This is a genomic window from Flavobacterium jumunjinense (assembly GCF_021650975.2).
GTDB lineage: Bacteria > Bacteroidota > Bacteroidia > Flavobacteriales > Flavobacteriaceae > Flavobacterium > Flavobacterium jumunjinense.
Genome location: NZ_CP091285.1, coordinates 1,232,946 through 1,254,714, shown reverse-complemented (window position 1 = coordinate 1,254,714; position 21,769 = coordinate 1,232,946). Strand labels below are relative to the sequence as shown.

The window sequence follows — 21,769 nt, the reverse complement described above, 5'->3', positions numbered from 1 at the left end:
GTTTATAAATTGAAACTTGCTCCTATTGAGAAGTTAAATTGATTGTTATATTTTTCAACAAAATTAGCTGGACTGTTGTCATAATATGCTATTGGAAATTGTACCTCAGAATATACACCAAAAGCATCTGTGAAATAATAGCGACCTCCTAAATGGGCACCAAAATTTTTAATTCCAACATTTAATCCGGGATAAACATCAAATTTGTCTTCTATGTTGAAAATATCTGCAATATTTGCACTAAATCTTGCTCTAAAATCGAAACGGTCGTCAAAATTTGGTTTCTCTCCTAATACTTCTTCGATTCCTAGAATGTAGGAAGTTGTAAATCCAAATGACATGTTTTGACTGATTCCCTTGTCAAATGTTGCAATTATTCCGTTTCCTTTATTTTGAAAATTGGCTCCAATTTGAAATTTTGCATCACCTTTTCCTGAAAACACCTGTCCGTTTACAATACTCGTGAATAGTACTGTTAAGATTAAAATTTTTTTCATTACATTTATATTTAATGCAAATATAAAAATATAAGTTAATTTCTTCCTCTTTCATTTGGATATAACGATGGTAAAGAATCACTTTGCCAAAAATGTTTAGAGTCTATGTCTAAGCAAGTAAGTTTTCCTGTAAATGCTGCACCAGTATCTATATTCCATATGTTTGCGGCTTTAAAAGGTGTTTCGTGCCCGATTTTAGTAACAGGTGTGTGGCCTATAAATATTTCATTATAAAGACTTAATCGTTTGGGGTATTTAGTATCTTCTTTGGAGAGTTTAGGGTTTAATGCCAATGCAGTTTCCCATAATGTTCTATCCCAAAAAAATAAGGAAGTGAAATATTCGTGTTCAACTCCTTTTTGATTTGTGAATCCTGCATGAATAAATAATCTGTTTTCTTCATCTATATAATAAGGTAATAAAGATTCTAAAAAATCAATATGTTTTTCAATGTGAGGTTTAGATAATTTTTGATATGAATTCATTGTTGTTTGTCCTCCATGAATTAACCATTCCTCATGTGCCTGATTTGTTTTTAAATAGTTTAATAATAAATCATCGTGATTTCCTTTTATGAAAATGCAATTGTGCGTATTTTTTAATGAAATTAAAAAATCTATTACTTCTGTAGATTGACTCCATCCATCTACATAATCACCTAAAAAAATCAATACATCTTTTTTAGAGATTAATGCTCTATTTAGTACTTGATGGAGCGACTTGAGCCCTCCATGAATATCTCCTATGACTAATTTTTTCATTTTTTAAACTAAATAATTGATTATTAGAAACTTGTGTGTTTGTAAACTTTAACAAAATCGGCAGAAAAGTTGTAAAATTTAAACATTGTAACACCTTATTTTTGAAATAACAAAAATAAGGTGTTACAAATTAATAAAGTTTGACTGCCTCAAAAAAGATATAAAAAGTAATGAAAAAAAACAATACAAACAAACTTAAAATTTTTAATAGTATGAAAAGAGCTCTATTAGTTGTCTTAATGATATTTGGATTAAATATATTATTAACATCTTGCACAACAGATTCTTATGATTCATCAACTGAATCTATTACGATTCAAGAGGATAAAATTCAATTCTATAAAAATGAAGTAACAGAGGACGACGATGATTTGGATTATGATAGTACAGATCCAATTGTAAAGCCGAAAAGAGATTAATTAAAAAAAACATAAATATTTAATTGTTAAACATTAAAAATAAAAACAGGATGAAAAAAGGTCTAGCATATTTAGTAATGATTTTAGGGTTTGCATTTTCGATGGTTTCATGTACAACCGATGCGTATGATGTTCAAGAAGATACTACAGAAAATTTAGATGCTTCGTTTATGAATAAAGATGGAGACGGTGTGGGTGGAGATGACGGAACAACAGATCAACCAGAAGGAGATAATGCGGAAAGTACAGATCCAATTGTAAAGCCAAAAAGAGATTAAAAAAAACAGTTAGGATAAATAAAAAAATAAAACAAGATGAAAAAAAGTACAATATATTTAGTAATGGTTTTAGTTTTCATGCTTTCGATGGTTTCATGTACAACCGAAGCGTATGATGTTCAGATGGAAGATACTACAGAAAAGTTAGATGCTTCGTTTATGAATAAAGATGGAGACGGTGTGGGTGGAGATGACGGAACAACAGATCAACCAGAAGGAGATAGTGCGGAAAGTACAGATCCAATTGTAAAGCCAAAAAGAGATTAAAAAAAACAGTTAGGATAAATAAAAAAATAAAACAAGATGAAAAAAAGTACAATATATTTAGTAATGGTTTTAGTTTTCATGCTTTCGATGGTTTCATGTACAACCGAAGCGTATGATGTTCAGATGGAAGATACTACAGAAAAGTTAGATGCTTCGTTTATGAATAAAGATGGGGACGGTGTGGTTGAAGATGACGGAACAACAGACCAACCTGAAGGAGATAAAGCGGAAAGCACAGATCCAATTGTAAAGCCAAAAAGAGATTAATTAAAAAAAACATAAATATTTTTGTTAAACATTAAAAATAAAAACAGGATGAAAAAAAGTATAGTATATTTAGTGACGATTATAGGATTTGTATTTTCAATGGTTTCATGTACAACCGATGCGTATGATGTTCAGATGGAAGATACTACAGTAAAGTCAAATACTTCGTTTATGAATAAAGATGGAGACGGAACGGTTGAAGATGATGGAACCACAGAAGTACCAGAGTATGATAATGCAGGAGATAATGTTGATAGTACAGATCCAATTGTAAAGCCAAAAAGAGATTGATTTTTTAAACATCAGTTATTTTGTTTTATATAATTTAGGTTCCTTCTTGGAATTTAGTTAAATTTATTATGTAACTATTGAATGTATATTTATACAACTTATATTGAAAAATTGATTGCCATTTTAATTATCTGTTTTTTATTCGTTTTTTATTTTTACTGACCCGATAATAAAACCTAAACGAAATACTTTGTCTTTAGTTTGTCAGTCTTTTTGATGAGGATTTGGAAGATTCATTTGTATAACTTAAAAAAAAGTTGCTTTTGGATAAATTTTTTTAAATTTGTAACAATAGTGTTAAATTTTAAATCAAAGTCTATTGAGACAAATTATTATAATTACGTTATTTTTATCTTTAATAAGTTGCTCAAATAAGAAAAAATCTGAGCAACTTATTTTTGTGTCTAATCAAAAGATAAATAAGTATTTGTCTAATGCTCAGGATGAAACTTTTTTACATGAAAATAGGATGAAGTTTAGTGACTCTGCCTATGCCGAACTTCAGCAGAAAAGTAACGATTCTACTCTTAGAAGGAATCATTTTAAAGTTGCAAATAGGTATTTTTCGCTTTATGAACTTGAAAAATACAAAACAGTAACTCAAGAAGCTCTTGAGTTGGGGAAATCGAGTAAGGATTCGTCAACAATTGCTAAAGCACTTTATTATCTTGGAGATTATCATTTTGAAAAAGCAAGAAATGATAGTGCATATTGGTATTATAATAAAGCAGAAAAAATCTATCTAAAAATTGATGATAAAGTAAATTTAATAAATACTATTTTATACAAGGCATATATTTTATTGTATGAAAAAGATTTTATGGGTAGCGAAACGGCTACAATTAAAGCACTTGATCTATCTAATGAAATAAATGATGATGTTTTAATTTACGAATGCTATGTTAATTTAGGAAGTTGTTTGCTAGGTTTAGATAATTATGATAGAGCGCTTTATTATCATAGTAAAGCTCTTATTCAGATTGATAAACTAAAGAAAAATCCATTTTATGATATTTTTAAAGCGCAAACGTTTAATAACTTGGGGCTTGTATACCTGAAGAATAAACAATATGAAAAGGCAATTGAAAACTTTTCTAAAGGTCTTGCTGTAAAAAATTTAATACGTTTACATCCTACAGTATATTCTGCTTTAATGGATAATTTAGGATATTCTAAGTTTAAATTAGAAAGAATTGATGCTTATGAAGATTTCAATAAATCTCTTTTGATTAGAGATAGTATAGGTAATATAGCAGGTATAATAAGAAGTAAAATACATCTTTCAGAATACTATTTAACGAAGGGAAATATTGCAAAAGCACTAGAATTAAATGATGAAGCTAACGCACTTGCTCTAAAGTCAAGTTATAATCAGGATTTATTAAAAACACTAGATTTATATACAAAGATCATTCCAAAAAAAGGGCTTTACTATGCAAAAAAGTATATTAAACTAAGCGATAGTTTGTATGATCTCGAAAGGGCAACGCGAAATAAATTAGCAAGAATTGAATTCGAAACTGATGAAATAATACATGAAAATGAAGTCATTTCGAGTGAAAATAAAAGAATAATTACTATTGCGGTTCTAGTCGTTTTGTTTGTAGCGTTACTATATATAATTTTATTTCAGAGGTCAAGACAGAAAGAGCTGATATTAATCCAAGACCAACAAAAGACCAATGAGGAAATTTATCAATTAATGTTAGATCAACAAGTAAAGCTTGATGAGGTAAAGCATGTTGAAAAAAATAGAATCGCTAGAGAATTACATGATGGAGTCATGAATAAATTAGCAAGTACTAGATTAAATTTGTATATTTTGACAAGAAGAACAGATGAGGAGACCATTCAAAAATGTATTGGACATGTAAATGAAATTCAAAATATAGAAAAAGAAGTTAGAGCAATTGCACACGAGCTTAGTAATGATGTATTCTCTGAAAAAAGTAATTTTAAAAGTATACTTACCGAATTATTAATAGATCAACAGAATCTTTATTCTCCGGATTGTACTTATAGTATCGATAAAGAAGTTCAGTGGGATACTTTTGATGTAGAAATAAAAATGCATATTTATAGAATATTGCAAGAAGCACTAAATAATTGTAATAAATATGCTAATGCTAAAACTATAAACGTTAGTATTGTAAAACAAGAAAAAATTGTAACTTTACAAATAAGAGATGATGGAGATGGGTTTAATGTAAGCAAAGCTAAAAAAGGTATTGGAATTAAAAATATGCTTCAACGATCGACTGCTGTTAACGGTGAATTAAATATTGAATCAGAAATAGGGAAAGGAACAACTCTGTTTTTAAAAATACCAATAAAATAAAAGTAATATTATGAGCTCAAAAACAATTAACATTTTCATGGTAGATGATCATCCTTCAATGATAGAGGGGTATAAAAGTATACTTTCTTATAATGAGTTAGGGTACAAAATTAATGTTACACCAGCTTTTGATTGTGAAACTGCATACAAAAGAATGTCTCAATCTGAAGATATTTATGAGTTTGATATGATTTTCTTAGATTTAAGTCTGCCTCCTTATGAAGTAGCTAATATGAACTCTGGACAAGATCTTGCCTTGTTTGCAAGAAAAAAATATCCATTCGCAAAAATTGTAATGCTTACTTCGCATGCAGAAGCATTCATTTTATTCGATATACAAAAAACGATAGACCCAGATGGACTATTGGTTAAAAGTGATTTCACAGCAGATGAATTCTTAAAAGCATTTGAAGTTATTATTAACAAAGAAAAATATGTTAGTAAAACTGTGAATGAAAGTATTCAAGAAATGCTAGCTGTAAGGAATAATGTATTCTTAGACGAAAGCAATAGAACAATAATTTCTTTATTAGCGCAAGGTGTTTTGTCTAAAAACCTACCTAACTATGTTAACCTTGCTCAAAGCTCTATAGATAAAAGAAAAGCACAGATAAAAGATTATTTTTGTGTAAAAGGTGGTTCTGATGAAGATATTGTTAGAGAAGCTAAGAAACATGGTTTTGTGTAAGTAAATGTTTAACAAAATCTATAATAAAGTTGTAAAATTGTATGTTAATTAGTTTGTAAATTTATGTTGTGTAATAGCAACATTTATGAAAATATTTAATAAACCATCCTATTTTATAAAAACTCTAATATTATTGTTAATAGTAAGTTTATTATGGTTTTGTGCTGTTATGGAATTATTATATAATTTACTCTTTCATGAATTTGAGACTAAGCTTTTGCTTTTAGAGTATAGTACGCAGCTAAAAATAGTCTATGTTTTAGGTGTCGTCATTATTGTTGCCTATTCAATGTTGATATTTTTTAGAAATAACAAAGAAAGCAATCATAATTTCAACTAATTGTATTTCATTTTTCTTAAAATTCTCATTGTTTCTTTAAAGCTAGTATAAGCTTCGCTTGAATTATGTCTTTTAAGATGGTTTTTAGTGTTTATTAATCTAGTTTTAGCATCATCAAATCCATTCCAATAACAAATCATAAGAGTTGATGAGATGTTCTCTACATCTTTTAATTCTCTTTTGCTTAATGAGGTGTTGTTTTCTAATTTTTTTATCAAGCTAATAGTAGAGTTGTATATGTGATGAAGTATTCTCTTGTTGTATAAAGGAGGTGTGAAAATCATTTCAGAATCGATTTTGTAATATCCATTATCAAAAAAGGTAATTGTTACTTTTTCTAACGGATAATAACTTGTTTTGTCGTTAATTCCTAAGGCAATATATTCTGTAATAACAAAGGAAGTTTCATCATAATCAATAGTAACATCATCTTGTGTTGAGTAGAAAAGCTTTATTTGTTCGTTAATAAGCTCAATGTCTACCCTAGAATAGAAAGTTTTGTCCCGGACTTTTTTCTTATTTCCAGCCCAGCAAACAACAAACAATTCTTTAAAAACGTTATAGTCGGAATGTAAATCTTTGTGTCTATTGTTAATAAAGTCTAAAACACCATCTAAAGTGTGTTTAATGCTGTTTCTCGAATTGTTTTCAATACTAATTAATGTTTCAATGTTTGTTTTTGAAAATCTCACTTTTTCTTCAGTTGGTGTGGAGTTACTTCCAATGCGTATAAAAATAGTATTAGCAATTATTGTATGAATTCCTTTTTTAAAACGAGATGTTTTACTTTTTGGCATAATTGTTACTAACCCGATGACTTTGTTTAAAGGTAAGTTAGGGAAAGGAATATTTTCATATTGAATTTTAGGAGGGTTTTCTAAATAGGCATTGACAAGGTTTTGAATTTTACTATCATCAAAAAAATCATCACCAACAATTTCATTGTTTTCATCTTCAACACCAACAACAATATATGAATTGTTTGCCGGATTAGAGTTTGATAAAGCGCAAATGTGTTTTAAAAATTTTGCTTTTCCTTCTTTGCTGTGTAAGTTTAATTGCCGCTTTTTATCATAAAAACTATTCTCGTCATTATGGGCTAATAAATTTTTTATCAGTAATCTTTTATTTAGCATCTTTAGAAATAATTTGCTACTAATTTACTGTTTTATTTCAGCGGATTCAAAATCTTTTAAATATAAATTATAATGTTGATTGTGAGATATTAGTGTGTTAAAAATAACGAATAAACTTTAACAACAAAGGCAATTATTCTGTATCCGAATTATTGTAGTAGTATCGTAGTTTTACAGTACTAAAATCAAAAAAACAAATAGTATTAATTAAACTAAACATTGAAAATTATGAAAACAAACTTTAGAAAAATTGCTTCGCTTTTAGCAATATCTACTTTTTTCTTTTCTTGTAACAACGAACCAGTTGTTGAAAACGAAAGCAATGAATCGAGTTATTTATCTTCGGACAAAATTGAATTAGCAAAATATATTGCAAATTCGATAAAAAGTTCAAGTGGAATAAATCTGTTTAGTAATGAGAAGTTTAAAGATCAAAACGAGGTATTGCTTACTGAAGTTTTTAATTCTTTAAACATGAAAAATGATGAAGAATTTATTTCTGAAGAGATTAGAAAAGAAGGAATTTTAGAGTGCTTTGTTTATAATCAAGAGAAAATGAATTCTAATTTTCTAAATGACTTACAGATTCTTTTTGTACCAATTGATGATAATGTTAAAAAATTAGAAGGAGTAGATATTAACGGAAATAAAATAATTGTAGATGCTTTGAAACCAAGCGATAAACCGATGCTTTTTATAGATCAACATGGTAAATTTGAGTTTCAAAAAAACATGAATTCGTTCAATGAAGAGCTTAAGAAAAGAGGATATGATTACAAGTTAACGGATAATGTTGCTAACAAGTCTACTGCTGTAGATTTTAATAAAATAGACGCTATAAAACTAGCAGATGTAGAGGAACCTTGGTTTAAAGGTAACCCAGAAATTTATGCGATTGTTTTTAATTTTGATAAAAATTTCAATGATCCATCTGTACCACCTCTTAGAGTTTTGCAAATGCCATACATTAAGAAAAAAAATGTACTTTATACTCCAGAACAACCATTCGTTTTCTGGAATGAGCATACAAGAAATGCAGCAACTATGATTATCATGGAAGAAGATTCAGGATTTGATTATGCAACAGTTATAAATATTGTTATAAAAGCGATTGGAACAGGAGTAACAATTGGAACAGGCGATGTAGTTTGGACTCCGTTTGTCGTAAATACTGTAACTTCAGTTCTTGACGCAATAAAAGGAAATTGGTCTAAAGATTCAGATGATGAAATTGATCAATATTATATTATTAGAAAGCAAAATGTTAATCAATTAAAGAAAGGAGCAAGTAATAATGCTTCAATTACATATTCTTTTGAAACATTATAGCTAACTAATAAACTCAAAAAGTTTAAAGCACATTTTCTAAAATGTGCTTTTTTTATGTTTTTTAAATATATTTTTAAAAATATGGTTAAAGCGTTGATTAGTATCTGTTTATTTCTCAATTGATGATTTTTGTATTAACATTTCTTAAAAAAATAAAAATAAAATCATAAATAAGTCTCAAAACACTAGTTTTGTTGTTTTTTTTAACGGTATATTAACATCGTAGTCCTAAATTAATTTTCAATTTTGAATTGTTAATTATTTTTTGAAAATTTGACACAAAATTATATGACAATGGAAGAAAATACAGCTGCTTTAGACATTCGTGCAATTAATGAGAAAATAGAAAGAGAAAGTGCGTTTGTAGATTTACTAACAATGGAGATGAATAAAGTGATTGTTGGTCAGAAATATATGATCGAAAGATTACTTATTGGTCTTCTAGGACAAGGACATATTCTTTTGGAAGGTGTTCCAGGATTAGCGAAAACATTGGCAATTAATACACTTTCACAAGCTGTTAAAGGGTCGTTTAGTAGAATTCAATTTACACCTGATCTTTTGCCAGCTGACGTTGTTGGTACAATGATTTATAGTGTAAAAGACAATGATTTTACAATTAAGAAAGGACCAATTTTTGCAAATTTTGTATTAGCCGATGAAATTAATCGTGCACCAGCAAAAGTGCAATCGGCACTATTAGAGGCGATGCAGGAAAAACAAGTTACAATTGGAGATGAAAGTTTTAAGTTAGATAAACCATTTTTGGTTATGGCAACTCAAAATCCAGTAGAACAAGAAGGAACTTATCCACTACCAGAAGCTCAAATGGACCGTTTTATGTTGAAAACGGTTATAGACTATCCAAAAATGGAAGACGAAAGAATGATTATTCGTCAAAATTTAGCAGGTGAATATGCTAAGGTTAACCCAGTTGTTTCTGTAGAACAAATTATTAGAGCGCAACAAGCGGTTAGAGAAGTATATATGGATGAGAAAATTGAAAAATATATATTAGATATTGTTTTTGCAACACGTTATCCAGAAAAATATAAATTAGAAAATTTAAAACCATTAATAAGTTTTGGAGCATCTCCTCGTGGAAGTATTAATTTAGCTGTTGCTGCAAAATGCTACGCATTCATAAAAAGAAGAGGTTATGTCGTTCCTGAAGACGTAAGAGCGGTAGTTCATGATGTATTGCGTCATAGAATTGGTATTACTTATGAGGCTGAAGCAGAAAATATTACTTCAGTAGACATTATTAATAAAATCGTAAACGAAGTAGAAGTGCCTTAGTAATAACTAGTAACAAGCGATTAGTAATAAACATTATTGTGTATTGACTAATTCTAATTACTAACCACTAATTACTAAATAAAATGGATACGAAAGAAATTCTAAAGAAAGTTCGAAAAATTGAAATAAAAACCCGAAGATTGAGCAATCATATCTTTTCGGGAGAATATCACACATCGTTTAAAGGAAGAGGAATGACTTTTTCGGAAGTCCGTCAATATCAATATGGAGATGATGTTAGGGCAATCGACTGGAATGTAACAGCACGTTATAATGAACCTTATGTAAAAGTTTTTGAAGAAGAAAGAGAGTTAACCATGATGTTAATGGTTGACTGTAGTGGTTCTGAAAGTTTTGGTACAACCAATCAATTTAAAAGTGAAATTGTTACAGAAATTGCAGCAACATTAGCTTTTTCTTCAACCCAAAATAATGATAAAGTTGGGTTAATACTTTTTTCAGACAGTATAGAGCTATATATTCCTCCTAAAAAAGGAAAATCACATGTTCTAAGAATTATTCGTGAGTTAATTGAATTCAAGCCAAAAAGTAAAAAGACAGATCTAGCACAAGCACTTAAATTTTTGTCAAGCATCATGAAAAAGAAAGCAATTGTTTTTTTGATTTCAGATTTTATGGTTAAAGACTATGAGAATACTTTAAAAATTGCATCGAAAAAACATGATTTAACGGGCATACGAGTTTTTGATAAAAGAGAAGAATCTATTCCTAATTTAGGAATGGTTAATATGTTAGATGCAGAAACGGGAAGTTCCTTTTTAGTTGATACGAACTCTAAAAGTGTACGAATGAATTATGAAAAATATTATAAAGAAAATGTGAAGTATTTTACAGAAACTTTTTCAAAATGTGGTTCTGGAACAGTGAGTTCAAGAGTCGATGAAAATTATGTAAAAAAACTTTTAGGTTACTTTAAAGCAAGAAATTAAGATGTTGAAAAAAATACACATACTATTTTATCTGTTCATTAGTTCGTTTGCTTTTTCACAATCGATACAATCAAATATCGATTCTACTCAAATTAAAATTGGTTCACAATTTAATTTAACAATCAAAGCGAAGGTTACTAAAAAGGATAAAGTTACTTTTCCAGAAAGTCCTTTTTTCGGACAATTAGAAGTGTTAGAATCTTATCCAATCGATTCTATAAAAAACAATAATGAATTAGAATTAATTAAAAAATACGGATTAACACAATTTGATTCAGGTCGATATGTAATTCCACCACTTCAAGTAATAATTAATAAAAAAACAATTCGTACTGATTCATTTGCAATTGTTGTTAATAACATAGTGGTAGATACATTAAAACAACAGATGTATGATATTAAAGAAATTATATCCGTTGAAAAACCAGCTGATTATTTTTGGATATATGTGTTGCTAGGAATAATTGGAATACTTTTATTAGGGCTTTTGCTTTACTTTTTAATAAAAAAATATCAAGTTAAAAAAAATAAAAAAGAAGATATAGTTTATGCTTCTCCAATTGAAAAAGCATTGTCTCATTTGAAAATACTAGAAGAAAAAGAACTTTGGCAAAAAGGAGATACAAAGACGTATTATTCAGAATTAACAGATATTGCGAGAAATTATCTTGAGGAATCCGTAAATATTCCAGCAATGGAAAGCACATCTAATGAACTTTATGAAATACTTAGGGTTACAGTAAGAGATAAAAGAATAAAATTAAGTCAAGATGCTTTAGATAAATTTAAAAGAGTAATGTCTAATGCTGATTTAGTGAAATTTGCAAAATCGAAACCATTAGATTTCGAAATTGAAAACGACAAAAAAATGATTAACTCATTTCTGATGTCTATAGATAAAGCAATTCCAAGAACAGAAGAAGAAACTGTAGGTTTGTTTACAGAAGAATTAAAACGCAAAAGTGAGCGTGCTCAAAAGTCTAAAAGAATACTTATACCGTTGTCAGTTGTTTTCTTCTTGCTTGTAATAGGAGGTGTTTTTGTAGGAGTAAGCAAGGGAACAGATTATGTTAGAGAGAATTGGTTAGGACACAATGCAAAATCATTATTAAATGAAGAATGGGTAACATCAGAGTATGGTGATCCTGCGATTGTAATCTCTACACCGAAAGTTTTAGAAAGAATAAGCGATGAAAGAATTCAAAATAATTTACCCGAACATGTAAGAGCAAATGCGAAATTCATGTATGGAAGTATACTTGATAATTTTTCAATTGTTCTAAACACAACTGCATTTAAAGACACAACAGTAGTTGATTTAGATTTAGCTTTAGAAGATGGTTTAAGACAACTAGAATTATTGGGTGCAAAAAATATCTCGCATAAAGAAGAAGACTATGAAGATGCAAAAGGCTTAACAGGTAAAAAAGTATATGGTACTTTTATAGTAGGTAACCCAACAGAAGGTGAAGAACAAAAAATGAATTATGAATTTATTGTTTTTGCACAAGCTGGTGGTGCTCAAGAATTGTTTGTTGTTTATAAGGAAGAAGATGAATATGCAAGAGAAATTATGGAAAGAGTAATGCATTCAGTTGAACTTAAAAACACATCAGGAAAATGAAAAATGTGACTTTTTTACATCCAGAATTTTTTTGGTTGTTTTTGTTGTTGCCTTTTGCAATTGCATGGTATTTTTTTACAAGAAAAAAACAAACAGCGACAATCAAGATGAGTTCTTTAGCTCCTTTTATGCATGCTAAAACATTGTTGTCAAGATTGAAGCCTTTGTTGTTTGTTTTAAGACTATTGGCTTTATCATCTATCATTGTGGCTTTGGCACGACCAAGAAGTGTAGATGTTACGGCAAAATCGAAAACCACAAAAGGAATCGACATTGTCATGGCAATAGATGTTTCTGGAAGTATGTTAGCCAAAGATTTTGAACCAAATCGATTAGAAGCCTTAAAAAAAGTAGCCTCTAGGTTTATTGAAGATAGAGTAAATGATAGAATTGGATTAGTAGTTTATGCGGGAGAAAGTTATACGCGAACACCAATAACATCTGATAAAACAGTGATTCTTCAATCATTAAAAACAGTTGAATATGATGATTCTATAATTGCAGATGGAACTGGAATTGGTGTAGGACTCGCTACTTCAATCAATAGAATAAAAGATAGTAAAGCAAAAAGTAGGGTTATTATTCTTTTAACTGATGGTGTTAATAATGCAGGAACAATAGACCCTAGAATGGCTGCCGATATTGCCAAACAATATGGTATAAAAGTATATACAATTGGTATTGGAACAAACGGTATGGCTCTTTTTCCTTATGCAAAAGATGATCAAACTGGGAAATTTTTGTTTAGAAATATGCAAGTAGAGATTGATGAAAAATTGATGAAAGAAATTGCAGAAACGACAGATGGAAAATATTTTAGAGCCACAGATGACAAGAAGTTGAAAGCAATATATGCTGAAATTAATAAGCTAGAAACAATAGAGGTTGAAGAGAAAAAATATTTTAATTATGATGAGAAGTTTAAGCCATTAATTTGGTTTGCTTTTGCATTATTATTAATTGAAATTACATTAAGAAATACTGTTTTTAGAGGATTTGTTTAAAAAAATGAAAAATGTATCATAAGTTAGAAGAACCAATATTATTATATTTATTACTATTAATTCCGATATTAATAGGGCTGTTCTTATTTCAGGTATATTGGAAAAAGAAAAAGCAAAATGAATTTGGAGATTTAGGATTGATTAAACAATTGAGTCCAACAAAGTCAAGATTTAAACCCGTGCTAAAGTTTACGACCTTACTTCTAGCGTTAACAGGTTTGATCTTTGCGTTGGTAAACCCTAAGATTGGTACCAAAATAGAAACAGTTAAGCGCCAAGGAATTGATATAGTTTTTGCTTTAGATATTTCCAAAAGTATGTTGGCTGAAGATATTGCGCCAAATCGATTGGAGAAATCAAAACAATTAATCAGTCAAATAATTAGTTCCCTTGGAAACGATAGAATTGGTATTGTTGGTTATGCAGGAAGTGCTTATCCAGTTTTGCCAATGACAACCGATTATAGTATTGCGAAAATGTACCTTCAAAATATGAATACTAATATGTTGTCTTCGCAAGGAACAGCATTAAACGACGCGATAAATTTAGCAACAACCTATTTTGATGCAGTCGATACAAGTAAGCTAATTATTTTAATATCAGACGGAGAAGATCATGGAGATGGAGCGGAAGAAGCAAGTGAATTAGCAAAAGAAAAGGGTATAAAAATCCTTACTATTGGAGTTGGAACCGAAGTTGGAGGAAATATTCCTATCAGAGGAGATAATAATGTGATTGCTGAATATAAGAAAGATAGAAATGGAGAAGTTGTTATCACTAAATTGAATTCAGAGATTCTTCAAAACATTGCAAAAAGCACAAAAGCAACATACATTGATGGCAATAACACTAAGCAAGTTTTGGAAAAAACAAAGAATGTTTTAGATAATATTGAAAAAACAGAATTTGATTCACAGGAAATTGCAGAATATCAAACACAATTTCAATGGTTTGTTGGGATAGCTTTCTTTCTTTTGTTGCTAGATGTCTTTTTCTTAGAAAGAAAAACATCTTGGTTGCAAAAATTAAACTTATTTAATGAAAAGTAATATGAAAAGGATAGTAGTAGGAATAATTTTATTTATGTCTTCAGTGATATATTCACAAAATAAAGACAAAAATTTATTTAATGGAACTGAATCATTTACAGGTAAAAAGTATATTTCAGCTGAAACGGATTTTAGAATTTCTCAATCTAATAATGAAGAAAAAAAAGCAGTTGCAAATTATAATTTAGGAAACAGTATTTACAGACAAAATCAGCCTGGGGAAGCAAAATATAAGTTTCTAAATGCTGTTGAGGTCGCAAAAACGAAAGAAGAAAAACATAAAGCATTTCATAATTTAGGGAATACATTAATGTTGGAAGAAAACTATAGCGGAGCAGTTGAAGCCTATAAAAATGCTTTAAGAAATAATCCCAGTGATGATGAAACGCGATACAATTATGCGTTAGCAAAACAGAAATTAAAAGAAAATCCACCTAAAGACGACAAAGAAAAGAAAAAAGACAAGGATAAAGAGAAACAAGACAAAGACAAAAAAGATCAGGATAAAAAAGAGAAAGAAGATAAGGGGAAAGAAAAGGACAAAAAAGATTCTGATAAAGGAAAAGAAGACGATAAAAAGAAAGAAGGTGACGATAAAAAAGGCAAGCAGGACGGAGATAAGAAAGAAGATGAAAATGGAAATCCGAAACCTTCAGGAGCTAACAAACAACAAATAGAGAATCTTTTGAATGCAGTAAATAATGCAGAAAAGAAAATTCAAGATAAAGTAAATGCTAAAAAAGTTAAAGTAGCACCATCAACAAATGAAAAAGATTGGTAAAATGAAAAAACTTTTTTTTATTGTAGCTCTTTTTGTTCAAACACTTTTCTTTGCGCAAGAAATAGAATTTGAGGCTATTGTGCAAAAATCGACCTATCATCTAAATGAGAAGATACGTTTAATTTATTCAATTAATGCAGATGGTGATAACTTTAATCCACCTTCTTTAGCAGATTTTATTGCAGAAGGACCCATTTATGGTAGAGGAGGAGAAACTGTAGTAGTAATGGTTAATGGACAAACTACAGTCAAGAGAGTTGTTCGTACTCAAAATACTTTTTTTCTAACACCTAAGAAGCAAGGAACTTTCACAATTGAACCTGCTGAGATAGAATATGAAGGTAAGATTTATAAATCGAATCCTGTAAAAGTAACTATAATTGCTCCAAGAGAAATTCCTAAAGATCCTAACGATCCAGATTATGTTGTGGGTGAGGGTTTGCATTTAGTTTCGGAAATATCGAAATCGAGCTCATTTATAAATGAACCAATTACAGTAGTTTATAAATTATACTATGAAAGGAACTTCAGACTGCATAACCTAACAGAATTAGAGTCGCCAAAGTACAGCGGTTTTTGGAGTCAGAATATCGATGTTAAAAATATTCAACATGAATTAGTTGAATATAATGGAAAACAGTACGGAATGGCAATCCTTAAGAAAGTTCTTTTATATCCATTAGAAGCTGGAGAGAAAGAGATTGAAGCACTTTCGGTGGCATTGGAAGTAAGTGTGCCAAAAAGAGAACAGTTTGGACCTTTTGTACGAACAGTATTTGTACCAGTAACAAAAAACCTTTCAACAGGAAATAAAAAAGTAAAAGTAAAAGCCTTCCCTGAAGAAGGAAAACCTGTAGACTTTAATGGTGCTATTGGAAAGTTTGAACTAACAATGAAGCCTTCAAAGACCGAATTAAAGAGTGGTGAAGCCTTAGATTTCGATGTAAGTGTTACAGGAACGGGTAATTTAAAGTTATTTACACTTCCTAAACCTGAATTTCCTAGCGCATTTGAAGTGTTTGATCCAAAACATAATGAAAAGGTAAGTACTCCTATTTCTGGAATGAATGGAGTAATATCTGATACTTATACGGTTGTTCCGCAGTACAAAGGAAAATATAAATTAAAGCCGCTTACTTTTTCATATTTTGATTTAGCAACAAAAACGTATAAGACAATTACTTCAGAAGAAATAGAGATTAATGTATTAGATAATCCAGATTTCAAACCAACAGTTAGTGAAGTTGTTGAAAATGAAAAAGTGAAAGAAGTTAAATCTAATGTTTTTCAGGAGATAAAAACGAAAGCGAAGTTTAAAAAAGCGGAGCACAAGGCTTTCTTTGGAACAGTACTATTCTATGGACTTCTTTTAGTACCTTTTTTAATTGTTCCACTAATTATTCTAGTTAGAAAGAAAAAAGAAGCAATAGATGCAGACGAGTTCGGAAATAGAATTAAGAGAAATAATAAACTCGCTAAAAAGTATCTTTCAGAGGCTAAAAAGCAAAAAGGAAATAAAGTGCCTTTTTACATGGCTATGGAAAAAGCATTACATAATTTCTTAAAAGCGAAATTACATATTGAAACCTCTGAAATGAGTAAAGAGAATATTCAAGAATTATTAGAAAACAAGCATGCGAATCAAGAAACCATTAATCAGTTTATGATTTTAATGAATGATTGTGAGTTTGCTCGATATGCTCCTTCAACAAATGAAAGTATGCAACACGATTTTGAAAAAGCAATAGAAGTTATTTCAGAACTTGAAAAACAATTAGTTTAAATGTGTATGAAAAAGATCGTTTATGTAATTATTCTAGTGTCAAATTTAATTTTTGCTCAAAATGAGGTAAAGCAATTATTTGATGAAGCCAATGACTTGTATAAGAAAGAAAAATATACTGAAGCTGTTGATAAATATGAATCGATTCTAACTATTGGTAAATACGAATCGTCTGAACTTTATTTTAATTTAGGAAATTGCTATTATAAATTAGGGAAAGTAGCACCTTCCATTTATAATTATGAAAAAGCTTTACTTCTTAAGCCTGAAGATAGAGATATAAAAACAAATTTAATTTTTGCTCAAAAAACGGCTATAGATGATATCAGTATAGTGCCTAATGTAGGTTTTTCAAATTTTATATATAAAATATCATTGTGGTTTCATTATGATGTTTGGGCATGGATTACAGTTGGATTTTCAATGTTGTTCTTAATTTCATTCGTGTTTTATTATTTTTCAGGAAGAACAATCATTAAACGTACTTTTTTTTTAGGAATGTTTGTTTTCATAGGTTGTTTGGTGGTAGCTTTAACGTTCGCTTTTCTGCAAAAACGATTCGAAAGAACAATTCGACCAGCAATTGTTTTTGAAGAAGTTACAAATCTTAAAAGTGAAGCAAAAAACAGTTCTAAAAGTCTAAAAGTGTTGCATGAAGGAACAAAAGTATATGTAAAGGAAACTTTAGACAATTGGAAACGAGTTGAGTTAACAGATAAAACAGAAGGTTGGATAAAAAAAGACGCAATCATCGAACTGAAAAAATAGAAAAAAAATCTATTTTTGATGAAAATGTAAAGATAGTTTGATGAATAAAGAACTTTGGAATGAAATTATAAAGTTTGATTTAGATTTCCCACTTTCAGAATATGGTTTTACGACTCGTTTAGCATATGAAAACGAATGGACAGAATTTTTTACTAAACAAGCAATTGAAGAGTATAAGAAATTCATGTATTTGGCAGCAACTTCAAATCAAATGGTTTCTCCTTCAGAAATTGTAGATGTCGTTTGGCATCAACATTTAATTTTCACAGAATCCTATAAAGAGTTTTGCGTTGTTTTAGGTAAAAAAATAGAACACATCCCATCAACACACAATAGAGAAGAAAAAGATAAGTTTTTTACAGCTAAAAAGCGTACTAAGGAATTGTATGAAAGCGTTTTTGGGTTACAACCTAAAGAATTTTGGGAATTCAATACATTTATTGAGGCTTTAGAGGTTGAAAAATCGAATATACACTTAAATACAGTTCTTTCACTAGGTGTAATCATATTGTTCTTTTTGGTTTTATTGTTTAGATATGTTTTGTACGGATTTTTTGTAAGTATAAACAATCCATTTTTCTTATTATCATATTTATTTTTGGGTATAGTAATGTACTTTTCTTTAAATACTTATAGTGAAATAGTCGCAAATAAATATATGAAGCAATTATTGCCTAATAGAATTATTGAAAACTTATCTGCAAGCGAATTGATTTGTTTAAAAACTAATCAGCTAAAAGTTGTTGTTCATGGTTATGTAAATAATCTAATTGTAGGTAAAAAATTAAAAATTAAAGATTCAAAAGAAATTTCAAAATCAAATACTAGAAAAGCAATTACTGATAAAGTAACAAAAACTATTTTAGATTCTATTGATGAGAAAACTAGTTTGCAATATGGTCAGTTATTAGCTATACTAATAAATAAACCTGTTTTTACAACAATATCTAAAGCAACAAATAATAGCAAGGAAGCCATTAAAACTTCGAAAAGTAATTTGGAATTATTTGTGTTTAATTATGCATTTGTGCTGTTGTTCATCGCTATTGGAATAACTAGGTTAGTTATTGGCATAATAAGAGAGAAACAAGTCCTGTTTCTTGTAGTTGTACTTGTACTCGCGTTGTATCTTTCTTTTCTTTTTCTAAAAAAAACATGGAATAGAATAACGAATAAAACCATTCCTAATTATTTTAAAGAAGAAGTAATTCCTAATAATAAGTCAGCGCATAACAGTTGGGAATGGAACTATTTCTTAAGTGGAACAGCGTTACTTTCCACTGCATTTATTCCTTTAGCAAATTCATACACTAGTTCTAACTTTTTTTCAGGATGTGGATCGAGCTGTGGTAGTAGTTGTGGGTCGAGTTGTGGAAGCTCTTGCGGTGGAGGCTGTGGAGGTTGTGGTGATTAAATAATTGCCATAGCGATAAATTCCGATACTATGAAATTCAATAACATTACAGAAATTTTCATCCCAAATAGTATAATTTTGTGTTTAATATTCTAAAATAACTTTATCCAATTAAGTTGCGAGATAAACGTTTTATTTGTTCCGAATATGCTTCTCGAATATGCTTACTGTTACAGAATACTATGCTTGTTCATCTTCATTCGTTTCTTTCTCATCAGAAGAGGTTTCTATAGTATTCTCATACCACTCTTCTATTTTTGGGTAGATAAAAGCAGAAATTTCTTTTGTAGGATTGTAAAAAATAGATGCATCTAACGTTTCTTGTTTTACAAGTGTATTGTTGGTGTTTATCTTCTCAAATAAAAAGATAACAACACTTAATAATAAAATCGTTTTTAAGCAGCTAAAAAGGGCTCCTGTTAGTTTGTTAATCCATCCTAGGTAGGCGAAATCGGCTATTTTAGTTAATAACTTAGCAGAAAGATGAATAATTAGCACAACAAGTATAAAAGTTAAAGCAAAGGCTGTTATTTCAATGTATTTTGGTTCCCAACTCACTTTAGTTTCTAAGAAATTCTTTGTTATATAAGAGAATTTAATAGCAACATAGATACCCGTCACTAAAGCAATTAAAGAAGCGAGCTCTACAAACAGCCCATTTTTAATTCCTTTATACAACGCGTAACATAATAAAACCGCAAAAACAATATCAATAAAACTCATAGTTAAAGATTAAAGAGAATAGAACAAAGATAATAGATTTTTTTGGAGAGAAAGATCATGAGAATAGTAGATAGAAATGTTATCTTTGCAATCTAATTTTGAAAATATTGTGAAAAGACTTTTTCTTTTCTCTATTTTCTATTTTCTTAAAGAAAAATGTCAAGAGACGAACAACTAAAAGAGCGCTGGGATAGCGTTGTCAATATATTATCAACTAAATTCGCAGATGGAGATGAGCTTGATTTAGACAGTATCATTTACCTGATTGGAATTCAAGAATTAGGAAAATTTAAGCAAGAATTTCAAAAAGATGAAAAAGTTAATTTAATGCACATTGCTATATGTCGATTATTAGAGCCTTATGGTTACTACGAATTCGAATATTTCGATAGTGAAGGATGGCCTCATTATAAAATTAAAGAAGAATTACCAACCTTAAAAGCTGGAGAACAAACGATTTTAATGAAAGATGCTATAGTGAGCTACTTTTTGGAGAAAGAATTAATAGAGTAGTTAGTTACTAGTGAAAAGTTTTTCTATCAAAAGATAAGATATTGCGAATAGTGTGTTTTCTTCTAATGGAGGAAATTTTTTGTATTCTTTAAAGTAAGAAAAGGACTTGTAGTTAATACAATTTTCTTGCAATAATTAGGTACGCTAATCACTAATCACTAATTACAAATCACTATTTCTTTTAACTAATCACTAAAAAACATTAAATTTGCCACATTAGAAAAAATACGATGATAGATAAGATTAAAAGTCATATTGAAGAAGCGAAAGTTTTTCATACTGATAACAAAGAGAAATTAGAAGAATTCCGTATTAAATATTTAGGAAACAAAGGTTTGCTAAAAGAATTTTTTGCAGATTTTAAAAATGTCCCTAACGAAATGAAAAAAGAGTTTGGACAAATTATAAATCAGTTAAAAAACACTGCTGAAGAAAAAGTTGTTGCTATACAACAACAATTGGAAAGCAAAGAAGAAATAAAAGGAATTTATGGAGATTTAACACGTCCAGGCGAGCCAGTAACTATTGGTTCTCGTCATCCAATATCTATTGTTAAAAATCAAATTATCGATATCTTTTCAAACGTTGGTTTTAACGTTTCTGAAGGGCCAGAAATTGAAGATGATTGGCATAATTTTACCGCTTTAAATCTTCCAGAATATCATCCAGCAAGAGACATGCAGGATACTTTCTTTATTCAAACGAATCCTGATATTTTGTTACGTACGCATACTTCATCAGTACAAGTGCGTTATATGGAAAACAATCAACCGCCTATTAGAACAATTTCTCCAGGTCGCGTTTTTCGTAATGAAGATATTTCATCGCGTTCACATTGTATTTTTCATCAAGTAGAAGGTTTATATATCGATAAAGACGTTTCATTTGCAGATTTGAAGCAAACGTTATTGTATTTCACAAAAGAGATGTTTGGGAAATCTAAGATTAGATTAAGACCATCTTATTTTCCATTTACAGAACCAAGTGCAGAAATAGATATCTATTGGGGTTTAAAAACGGAAACCGATTATAGAATTACAAAAGGAACTGGTTGGTTAGAGATTGGTGGTTGTGGAATGGTAGATCCGAATGTTTTAAAGAACTGTAATATCAATGCAGAAGAATACACAGGTTTTGCTTTTGGTATGGGAGTAGAGCGTATTGCGATGTTATTATATCAAATTGGAGACATTCGTATGTTTTATGAAAATGACGTACGTTTCTTAGAACAATTCAAATCAAGTATTTAA

Annotated in this window: 23 protein-coding genes; 19 read left to right on the top strand and 4 right to left on the bottom strand. The window is 29.4% G+C overall.

Annotation, left to right across the window (positions count from 1 at the left end; all coding sequences use genetic code 11):
• Nucleotides 1-2 precede the first annotated feature (2 nt).
• On the bottom strand, nucleotides 3-497 hold the full coding sequence (locus tag L2Z92_RS05720; RefSeq protein WP_236457875.1) for a DUF6646 family protein: 495 nt from the start codon (nucleotides 495-497) through the stop codon (nucleotides 3-5).
• A 35-nt stretch (nucleotides 498-532) separates the two neighbouring features.
• Nucleotides 533-1,258 carry a metallophosphoesterase family protein gene (locus tag L2Z92_RS05715; protein WP_236457874.1) on the bottom strand — a complete coding sequence of 242 codons (726 nt, stop codon included), beginning with the start codon at nucleotides 1,256-1,258 and terminating at the stop codon, nucleotides 533-535.
• Between the two features lie 212 nt (nucleotides 1,259-1,470).
• Between L2Z92_RS05715 and L2Z92_RS05710 the strand changes: the two genes are divergently transcribed.
• The 7 genes from L2Z92_RS05710 to L2Z92_RS05680 all read left to right on the top strand — a co-directional run bounded on the left by L2Z92_RS05710 (nucleotide 1,471) and on the right by L2Z92_RS05680 (nucleotide 5,806).
• Nucleotides 1,471-1,677 carry a hypothetical protein gene (locus L2Z92_RS05710; RefSeq protein WP_236457873.1) on the top strand — a complete coding sequence of 69 codons (207 nt, stop codon included), beginning with the start codon at nucleotides 1,471-1,473 and terminating at the stop codon, nucleotides 1,675-1,677.
• 50 nt (nucleotides 1,678-1,727) lie between these two features.
• Entirely contained in the window at nucleotides 1,728-1,955 is a 228-nt protein-coding gene (locus L2Z92_RS05705; RefSeq protein WP_236457872.1) for a hypothetical protein, read from the top strand.
• A gap of 36 nt (nucleotides 1,956-1,991) precedes the next feature.
• The gene (locus L2Z92_RS05700) at nucleotides 1,992-2,222 is read left to right on the top strand and encodes a hypothetical protein (protein WP_236457871.1); all 231 of its coding nucleotides are present in this window, start codon (nucleotides 1,992-1,994) and stop codon (nucleotides 2,220-2,222) included.
• 36 nt (nucleotides 2,223-2,258) lie between these two features.
• The gene (locus L2Z92_RS05695; RefSeq protein ID WP_236457870.1) at nucleotides 2,259-2,489 is read left to right on the top strand and encodes a hypothetical protein; all 231 of its coding nucleotides are present in this window, start codon (nucleotides 2,259-2,261) and stop codon (nucleotides 2,487-2,489) included.
• A gap of 48 nt (nucleotides 2,490-2,537) precedes the next feature.
• Nucleotides 2,538-2,780 carry a hypothetical protein gene (locus L2Z92_RS05690; protein ID WP_236457869.1) on the top strand — a complete coding sequence of 81 codons (243 nt, stop codon included), beginning with the start codon at nucleotides 2,538-2,540 and terminating at the stop codon, nucleotides 2,778-2,780.
• A 469-nt stretch (nucleotides 2,781-3,249) separates the two neighbouring features.
• On the top strand, nucleotides 3,250-5,118 hold the full coding sequence (locus L2Z92_RS05685) for a tetratricopeptide repeat-containing sensor histidine kinase (RefSeq protein WP_236457868.1): 1,869 nt from the start codon (nucleotides 3,250-3,252) through the stop codon (nucleotides 5,116-5,118).
• 10 nt (nucleotides 5,119-5,128) lie between these two features.
• Nucleotides 5,129-5,806, top strand: a complete 678-nt coding sequence (locus L2Z92_RS05680; protein WP_236457867.1) for a response regulator — start codon at nucleotides 5,129-5,131, stop codon at nucleotides 5,804-5,806.
• A gap of 336 nt (nucleotides 5,807-6,142) precedes the next feature.
• On the opposite strand, the gene L2Z92_RS05675 is transcribed toward L2Z92_RS05680, so the two are convergent.
• Nucleotides 6,143-7,282: an ATP-binding protein gene (locus L2Z92_RS05675; RefSeq protein WP_236457866.1), complete on the bottom strand. Its 1,140-nt coding sequence runs from the start codon at nucleotides 7,280-7,282 to the stop codon at nucleotides 6,143-6,145.
• A gap of 228 nt (nucleotides 7,283-7,510) precedes the next feature.
• Between L2Z92_RS05675 and L2Z92_RS05670 the strand changes: the two genes are divergently transcribed.
• The 10 genes from L2Z92_RS05670 to L2Z92_RS05625 all read left to right on the top strand — a co-directional run bounded on the left by L2Z92_RS05670 (nucleotide 7,511) and on the right by L2Z92_RS05625 (nucleotide 19,283).
• Nucleotides 7,511-8,611, top strand: coding sequence for a DUF3103 family protein (locus L2Z92_RS05670; protein ID WP_236457865.1), 1,101 nt, complete (start codon nucleotides 7,511-7,513; stop codon nucleotides 8,609-8,611).
• 294 nt (nucleotides 8,612-8,905) lie between these two features.
• On the top strand, nucleotides 8,906-9,910 hold the full coding sequence (locus tag L2Z92_RS05665; protein WP_236457864.1) for an AAA family ATPase: 1,005 nt from the start codon (nucleotides 8,906-8,908) through the stop codon (nucleotides 9,908-9,910).
• An 83-nt stretch (nucleotides 9,911-9,993) separates the two neighbouring features.
• The gene (locus L2Z92_RS05660) at nucleotides 9,994-10,860 is read left to right on the top strand and encodes a DUF58 domain-containing protein (RefSeq protein WP_236457863.1); all 867 of its coding nucleotides are present in this window, start codon (nucleotides 9,994-9,996) and stop codon (nucleotides 10,858-10,860) included.
• A gap of 1 nt (nucleotide 10,861) precedes the next feature.
• Nucleotides 10,862-12,484, top strand: coding sequence for a BatD family protein (locus L2Z92_RS05655; RefSeq protein ID WP_236457862.1), 1,623 nt, complete (start codon nucleotides 10,862-10,864; stop codon nucleotides 12,482-12,484).
• Nucleotides 12,481-13,488, top strand: coding sequence for a vWA domain-containing protein (locus L2Z92_RS05650; RefSeq protein WP_236457861.1), 1,008 nt, complete (start codon nucleotides 12,481-12,483; stop codon nucleotides 13,486-13,488). The genes L2Z92_RS05655 and L2Z92_RS05650 overlap by 4 nt, the downstream gene beginning before the upstream one ends.
• An 11-nt stretch (nucleotides 13,489-13,499) precedes the next feature.
• Nucleotides 13,500-14,537 (top strand): VWA domain-containing protein, encoded by a 1,038-nt coding sequence (locus L2Z92_RS05645; protein ID WP_236457860.1) that lies wholly within the window; start codon nucleotides 13,500-13,502, stop codon nucleotides 14,535-14,537.
• Between the two features lies 1 nt (nucleotide 14,538).
• Nucleotides 14,539-15,318 (top strand): tetratricopeptide repeat protein, encoded by a 780-nt coding sequence (locus L2Z92_RS05640; RefSeq protein WP_236457859.1) that lies wholly within the window; start codon nucleotides 14,539-14,541, stop codon nucleotides 15,316-15,318.
• Nucleotide 15,319: 1 nt separating this feature from the next.
• Nucleotides 15,320-17,101, top strand: coding sequence for a BatD family protein (locus L2Z92_RS05635; RefSeq protein WP_236457858.1), 1,782 nt, complete (start codon nucleotides 15,320-15,322; stop codon nucleotides 17,099-17,101).
• A 6-nt stretch (nucleotides 17,102-17,107) separates the two neighbouring features.
• Nucleotides 17,108-17,869: a tetratricopeptide repeat protein gene (locus L2Z92_RS05630; RefSeq protein WP_236457857.1), complete on the top strand. Its 762-nt coding sequence runs from the start codon at nucleotides 17,108-17,110 to the stop codon at nucleotides 17,867-17,869.
• 40 nt (nucleotides 17,870-17,909) lie between these two features.
• Complete coding sequence (locus tag L2Z92_RS05625; RefSeq protein ID WP_236457856.1) at nucleotides 17,910-19,283, top strand: glycine-rich domain-containing protein; 1,374 nt, start codon at nucleotides 17,910-17,912, stop codon at nucleotides 19,281-19,283.
• A 180-nt stretch (nucleotides 19,284-19,463) separates the two neighbouring features.
• On the opposite strand, the gene L2Z92_RS05620 is transcribed toward L2Z92_RS05625, so the two are convergent.
• The gene (locus tag L2Z92_RS05620; protein WP_236457855.1) at nucleotides 19,464-20,006 is read right to left on the bottom strand and encodes a CvpA family protein; all 543 of its coding nucleotides are present in this window, start codon (nucleotides 20,004-20,006) and stop codon (nucleotides 19,464-19,466) included.
• Nucleotides 20,007-20,162: 156 nt separating this feature from the next.
• Between L2Z92_RS05620 and L2Z92_RS05615 the strand changes: the two genes are divergently transcribed.
• Nucleotides 20,163-20,519, top strand: a complete 357-nt coding sequence (locus L2Z92_RS05615; RefSeq protein WP_236457854.1) for a hypothetical protein — start codon at nucleotides 20,163-20,165, stop codon at nucleotides 20,517-20,519.
• 230 nt (nucleotides 20,520-20,749) lie between these two features.
• On the top strand, nucleotides 20,750-21,769 hold the full coding sequence (pheS, locus tag L2Z92_RS05610) for a phenylalanine--tRNA ligase subunit alpha (protein WP_236457853.1): 1,020 nt from the start codon (nucleotides 20,750-20,752) through the stop codon (nucleotides 21,767-21,769).